The sequence below is a fragment of the Aminobacter sp. P4_H6_2 genome, assembly GCF_056400805.1.
This window is the reverse complement of sequence record NZ_JBFUKO010000352.1, coordinates 1-5,573: the sequence shown is the minus strand read 5'-3', so window position 1 is coordinate 5,573 and position 5,573 is coordinate 1. Positions and strand designations below refer to the sequence as shown.

At 60.2% G+C, this 5,573-nt stretch carries 5 protein-coding genes and 1 pseudogene; 4 read left to right on the top strand and 2 right to left on the bottom strand.

The window, feature by feature from the left end:
* The 4 genes and pseudogenes from AC1DUU_RS21430 to AC1DUU_RS21415 form a co-directional block, all read left to right on the top strand.
* A partial coding sequence (locus AC1DUU_RS21430) for a YoaK family protein (protein WP_476785410.1) occupies window positions 1-570 on the top strand: 570 nt, incomplete at its 5' end.
* A gap of 805 nt (window positions 571-1,375) precedes the next feature.
* Window positions 1,376-2,821 (top strand): annotated as a pseudogene (locus AC1DUU_RS21425) (putative bifunctional diguanylate cyclase/phosphodiesterase); the annotation flags it as partial.
* A 14-nt stretch (window positions 2,822-2,835) separates the two neighbouring features.
* The gene (locus AC1DUU_RS21420) at window positions 2,836-3,453 is read left to right on the top strand and encodes an EAL domain-containing protein (protein ID WP_476785409.1); all 618 of its coding nucleotides are present in this window, start codon (window positions 2,836-2,838) and stop codon (window positions 3,451-3,453) included.
* A gap of 73 nt (window positions 3,454-3,526) precedes the next feature.
* Entirely contained in the window at window positions 3,527-3,676 is a 150-nt protein-coding gene (locus tag AC1DUU_RS21415) for a hypothetical protein (protein WP_476785408.1), read from the top strand.
* A gap of 40 nt (window positions 3,677-3,716) precedes the next feature.
* Here the strand turns inward: AC1DUU_RS21415 and AC1DUU_RS21410 are convergent, their stop codons facing one another.
* Both AC1DUU_RS21410 and AC1DUU_RS21405 read right to left on the bottom strand, forming a co-directional pair.
* Window positions 3,717-4,430: a bestrophin-like domain gene (locus AC1DUU_RS21410; RefSeq protein WP_476785407.1), complete on the bottom strand. Its 714-nt coding sequence runs from the start codon at window positions 4,428-4,430 to the stop codon at window positions 3,717-3,719.
* Window positions 4,431-4,580: 150 nt separating this feature from the next.
* Window positions 4,581-5,573: aminomethyl transferase family protein (locus tag AC1DUU_RS21405; RefSeq protein ID WP_476785406.1), on the bottom strand; the 993-nt coding region annotated here is incomplete at its 5' end.

The window sequence follows — 5,573 nt, the reverse complement described above, 5'->3', positions numbered from 1 at the left end:
GTCTCCGCCCTCTCCGATCATGTCGGGTTGGGCAAGCTCGGTCTGGCGGCGTTCTTCGCCTCACTTGTCTTTGCATTCATCACAGGAGCGTTTGGGTCAGGGCTGCTGATCGAATTTGGCCGCCGCCGAGGCGTACGAGCCATCTACGCCTACAGTATCGCGGTAGAAGCCGTCCTGTTGGTTATGCTGGGAATTCTCGATGTACTGCTACCAATGGTGGGCAGCGGCATCGTTTTGATCATGTGCCTGAGCTTCATCATGGGCATACAGAACGCGGCGTCTTCGCGAATATCGCAGGCAAGAGTAAGAACAACCCATGTCTCGGGAATGGCTACCGACATTGGTCTCGGTTTGGCGGCCTTGGTAGTCAGTCCTCCTGATCGCCCAGCAGCAGTTGCCCGTCTCAAGCTTTATTCCAGTACAATCGTAGCCTTCTTCATGGGCGGCGTCGTTGGCGTAGGCGTCTATGTCCTTATCGGTGGATTCCTCTTTGTCGCAGCTGCTTGCGTGCTGTTTGCAATCGCGGTGCCAGAGGTGCTGCGTGCGAAGAAAATAGGCGTCGCCCATTAGACTGTCGACTATAGCTTTCGCCGTGATCTTGTTAACCGATCGCGTGTGATCCCAACCAAGGCATTGCTCGGATCAGCATCTCCAGACGCTATCGCTTTTGTATAGTACTCGTAACCACCTGGTCCACACCCTGATCCTTGCCGGACGACACCACGATCAACACGCCAAGTCCGATCGCAATGGGCGCAAACAATAGCGCGACGTGCCCCAAACATTGAAGTGGCGCCCATCTCTCAGAAGGCTTCTGCTTTTCATCCATCGGGCGAGTCCTATCGGCTGCATTCAAGCCGTCGGTAGGCRCATCATTTGGCGCGAATGAGCCCCATCCACCGAGAGTTCGAGACACGGTTAAGGATGGGTGAAAGCGCAGTCTGGACGTCGTGGCAACAAGTCGAGCATGCCGACGATCAGCCATTTGACGAAGCACCGACCATCATCGTGACGACGACGAGCTTGCGGCCAGCGTTGGGGTGTCGATGCCTTCTTCGCGGAGTTGGGTAAGGAATGTGCGCGTTGGCAGGAACGCTCAAGCGTCGCCCCGCCGGAACGGTAAAGACTGAGTTCCGGCAACCCGGACCGAGGGTTCCTGAACTGCCCGTGCGGACCGTCGCGCTTTGGCAAGAATAGTTCGACTGATCTACATGCTCCCCTGATTAGTTCCTGCCACAAGAAGGTTGAACGGGCATATTTTTTGCGAATATCCACCAATCCATGCCGCGAAACTATTCAAATTTACACGCAATTCATCATTTCACTGCATTTTGCTGCCCCGGGGAAACTTCTTGTAAAGAAGCGGGGGATCGATATGTCGGCGAGCGCTGAGGCCAGCTCTAAACACCAGATGCTTGCGCATGGGCTCATGCGCAATACCAAGGCATCTTATGCGGCAGCGCTGATGCTGATCGCGTCGCTTGCGACCGCCAGCTTCTTCATGCTCAGTTCGGTCATTTCGGCAAACGTCCAGAAGACGGCCCTGATCGAACTTGGCGCCCGCCAGCAATTGCTGTCGCAGAGGATACTGCTGACCGCAACGGAGGCCTATACGGCCGATGCGCAATGGCTGCGCGCCCAGGCACGCCAGAATCTCAAGGCGGCGCTCGACAGTTTCCTCGCCAATGAGCAACTCCTACGCAACGGAGCGCCCGAGACGAGATCGCCGCTTCACCAACTTGAACTTTCCGAAGACGCGACCAAGCTCTTCAACGAAGCGCCCGGCCAGATCGAGGCGTCGACGCGAATGCTCTCGCACACGGTCAACTCATTCCTCAACCTGCTGCCTGTTTCGGTGTCCGCCGAGATGCCGCCTGATGCCACCGCCCACTTCGCCGCCCTCAGGCTCTATGTCGCCGAGAAAGCCCGGCGCGAATATGAGTCGCTAACCAGGTTGTTTTCATCAGAAGCTGCCGAAAAGGGCGCGGCGGTGGAGAAGATCCACCTGACCGTCTTCGTCCTCACCTTGCTGCTGCTGCTGGCCGAGGCCGTGCTGATCTTCAGGCCATTGGTGCGCAAGGTGGTGTCGTGCACCAGCGAACTGCTCAGAGCGCGCGACCAGATGACCTTTGCTGCCAACCATGATGCGCTGACCGGCCTCTACAACAGGGCATTCCTCAACGACTACATGGACACTGCTCTTGCCGCCGCCAGGCGCAAGGGCGAGAAGATGGCGGTCATCCATCTCGACCTCGACCACTTCAAGTCAGTCAACGACACGCTTGGCCATGCCGCAGGCGATGCTGTGCTGATCGAAACGGCAAAGCGCCTGCTGGCCAGCGTTCGCGATTCCGACGTCTGCGTGCGCCTTGGCGGCGACGAGTTCACCGTGATCTTGACTGATGTCGGCTCGGAAGCGGACGCAGAGGAAGTGGCGGCGCGCATCACGGCTGCTCTCAAGCAGCCGCTGGAATTCGCCGGGACCTCGCTGAAGCCAAGCGCAAGTGCCGGCGTGGCGCTATTCCACGACGCCACCAGCACCATCGGCGACCTGATCGTCAACGCCGATCTCGCGCTCTATCGCGCCAAGGCCGAAGGGCGTGGCGGCTATCAACTGTTTGCGGCAACGTTGCGCGACAAATTCGAAGAGAAGGCAAATCTCGAGCGCGAACTGGGCCAGGCCATCACCACCCAGGCATTCGCGGTTCATTTCCAGCCGCAGGTCTCACTCCAAAGCGGCAAGGTGATCGGCGTCGAGGCCCTGGTGCGCTGGGAGGTCGACGGCAAGAACATTGCTCCCGGCGAATTCCTGCCGGCGGCGGAAAAGGCCGGACGATGCCGGCGATCGGCCGCATCATTTTCGCCAAGGCGATCCATACAGGTGCCGGATGGCATCGGGCCGGCCTCCATTTCGGCCGGCTCTCACTCAACGTTTCGGCGCAGGAATTGCGGGAAGCAGATTTTGCCAGTCATCTTCTCGACCTTCTCAAGAAGGAAGGGCTACCGACGCGCCTGGTCGCGCTGGAGATCGTCGAGTCGGTCATGCTCGACGACGGAAACAGCGGCATCGGGTTGACGTTGAAGCGCCTGCGCAAGGCCGGCATCCGCATGGAGCTGGACGATTTCGGTACCGGCTACGCGTCGCTGTCGCATATCAGCGCCAACGAGGTCGACCGGCTGAAGATCGACCGCCGTTTTGTCCGCGACATCGACAAGAACCCTGCCAATTCCAAGATCGTCAAGGCGATCATCGAGCTGGCGCGCGGCTTGGGCATCTCGATCGTCGCCGAGGGCGCCGAGACCGAAGTCGAACTGACGTGGCTGCACGAGCTCGGCTGCCCTGCCGTGCAGGGTTATGGCATCGCCTTCCCTATGCCGGGCAGCCAGGCCGAGGCGTGGCTTGCCACGCGCAACGGCGCACCGCAGCGGGGCTCCAAAAGCAACGTCGCCTGAGCGCCAGGGCATCGGTGAAGTCTTTTTCGACGGTTGATCCAGGTCAAGGCGCTCCATCCACCTGGGGACCAGCATGCTCAACATTCCAGGATGGAGAAAAGACATGCCAACCGAGACTATTGTTACCGTCGCCGGCGTGCTTGCCGCTTTTGGTTTCTTCGCAATTGTGCTGGCCTATGCGAGCCTGACGTCAGAGCCCGTGCGCACACCAAAGAGGAAGTGAGGCTGGGCGGCGCGCCCACCAGAGCGGGGCTTCGCCCAAGCTAGATCCGTGCGTCGCCCAACGTCACTTGTGCCACGCCGACATAGGGATTGGCGTGCAACGCAAGGATCCACAGGCTGACGCTCGCGGTCACCGCGAATATGAGGATCGCCTTCCTGCCCGCATGGGGCCGGTCGGCGTGAACAGCTCCAATGACGATTGCCGACAGCATCGTCAGGAACAGCACGAGATACCATTTCAGCTGATTGACCGAGCTCGCGCCGATAGCGAGACGCGAATTGCGCGCATCCTGCAACTCGTCAAAATCCTGGACCATCTGGCCGATGATCGGGTCTGGAAGACCTGTTTTCGACAACCCGATCAAAGCAAGACGGATGTCCTGCAAGGCTTGCTCGACGGCCGGCTCGGGCGCTCGATTGGCGTTCGGCCATTCCGCCGCAACAACTGCGCCCTTGTAGGCTTGGAGGCCGTTCATCAACTCGGTGGAAGCAAGGGCCTCCGGCTTCGCCATGCCGGCAAGACGTATCATCGAGGAGCGCTCTGCGCTGGCGACCTCGCTGGCGCGCGAATTTACTGACCACACATCCGCCGCCGTGAACCCTAGGGATAGCGCCCATGCCGTGGTGATCGTTCCGACGAAGGCGGCGACCGGCATGGACAAGGGGTTGCGTTGCGCCTGCCGCGCAAAGATCGCCAGAAACGCCGTCCCCAGCAAAAACGAAATGACGCCCACCACGATAAAGGGAAGCATCATGACGACGGGCGACCAAGAAAATATTTCCACGATGCTACCTTGCCCCGATGGTATCTCTATTCATCGTGAATAAGCCAATTTCCGCTATCCTCAAGCAAAAAGCCCCGCGGAAAGCGGGGCTTATGCAGGTATGCCGTCAAGTCATGCTGCTTACGACCTCGGGCGTTCCTTTTTCGGATCGTAGTGKGCGARRGGCACGATGCGGGCSGGCAGGCGCTTYTGCTGGCCGTCGAGCTTGCCGATCTCGACCTCGGTGCCGACRGCGGCRTGYGTYGCATCGACACGGGCGAGCGCGATGTTCTTGCCCAGCACCGGCGAGCGCATCGACGAGGTGACCACGCCGATCTGGGCGCGGCCGATATGGACGCAATCGCCATGGCCGACAGCGACATTACCGTCGATGTCGAGGCCGACCAGCTTGTGGATCGGGTTGTCCTTGCGTCGGATCAAGGCTTCGCGGCCGATGAAGTCATCGGTCTTGGTCTTGAGCGGCACGGTGAAGCCGATGCCGGCCTCGAACGGGTCAGTCTGGTCGGAGAACTCGTAATTGGCAAAGATCAGCCCGGCCTCGATGCGCACCATGTCGAGTGCGGCAAAACCCATCGGCTTGAGGCCATGCGGCTGGCCGGCTTCCCAGACCGCGTCAAAGACCTTTTCGGCATCGCGCGGATGGCACCAGACCTCGTAGCCAAGCTCGCCGGTGTAGCCGGTGCGTGACACCACCACAGGCACGCCTTGCGCATCGCCGATGCGGCCGATGGTGAAGCGGAACCATTCGAGTTCCGACAGCGCAGGCTGGTGCGGCGGTGTCCAGATGATCTCCTTGAGGAGATCGCGGCTGTTGGGACCTTGCACCGCGATGTTGTGCATCTGGTCGGTCGAGGAGCGCACCAGCACCTTGAGGCCAAGCTTTTCGGTGACCTCGCGCAGCCAGACGCCGGAATAGTCGTCGCCGCAGATCCAGCGGAAGTTGTCCTTGCCGAGCCTGAGCAAGGTGCCGTCGTCGATCATGCCGCCATGCTCGTAGCACATGGCGGTGTAGACGACCTGGCCAACACCGAGCTTCTTGACGTCGCGGGTCAGCGTGTATTGCAACAGCGCTTCGGAATCCGGTCCCGTCACCTCGAACTTGCGCAGTGCCGA